1 protein-coding gene is annotated in these 737 nt (G+C 54.5%); it reads right to left on the bottom strand.

Annotated elements, in window-relative coordinates; genetic code table 11:
* Positions 1–658 (bottom strand): IS1-like element IS1A family transposase gene (locus E0L35_RS25375; protein WP_249362192.1). Its coding sequence is split into 2 segments (ribosomal slippage), with 659 coding nucleotides annotated over them: positions 1–409 and positions 409–658; the frame shifts between segments, so codons are not numbered across the junction. This gene is flagged as partial in the annotation.
* Between the last annotated feature and the right edge of the window lie 79 nt (positions 659–737).

The raw sequence follows: 737 nt of genomic DNA, 5'->3' as shown, positions 1-737 counted from the left end.
TTGTCATGCAGCTCCACCGATTTTGAGAACGACAGCGACTTCCGTCCCAGCCGTGCCAGGTGCTGCCTCAGATTCAGGTTATGCCGCTCAATTCGCTGCGTATATCGCTTGCTGATTACGTGCAGCTTTCCCTTCAGGCGGGATTCATACAGCGGCCAGCCATCCGTCATCCATATCACCACGTCAAAGGGTGACAGCAGGCTCATAAGACGCCCCAGCGTCGCCATAGTGCGTTCACCGAATACGTGCGCAACAACCGTCTTCCGGAGCCTGTCATACGCGTAAAACAGCCAGCGCTGGCGCGATTTAGCCCCGACATAGCCCCACTGTTCGTCCATTTCCGCGCAGACGATGACGTCACTGCCCGGCTGTATGCGCGAGGTTACCGACTGCGGCCTGAGTTTTTTAAGTGACGTAAAATCGTGTTGAGGCCAACGCCCATAATGCGGGCTGTTGCCCGGCATCCAACGCCATTCATGGCCATATCAATGATTTTCTGGTGCGTACCGGGTTGAGAAGCGGTGTAAGTGAACTGCAGTTGCCATGTTTTACGGCAGTGAGAGCAGAGATAGCGCTGATGTCCGGCGGTGCTTTTGCCGTTACGCACCACCCCGTCAGTAGCTGAACAGGAGGGACAGCTGATAGAAACAGAAGCCACTGGAGCACCTCAAAAACACCATCATACACTAAATCAGTAAGTTGGCAGCATCACCCGCTGTTTGGTCTGCTTTCTGACA

Source organism: Halomonas sp. ATBC28, assembly GCF_005937175.1.
Taxonomy (GTDB): Bacteria; Pseudomonadota; Gammaproteobacteria; order Pseudomonadales; family Halomonadaceae; genus Vreelandella; species Vreelandella titanicae.
Note: the sequence above shows the minus strand (reverse complement) of the source record. Positions and strands in the feature narration are given on the sequence as shown.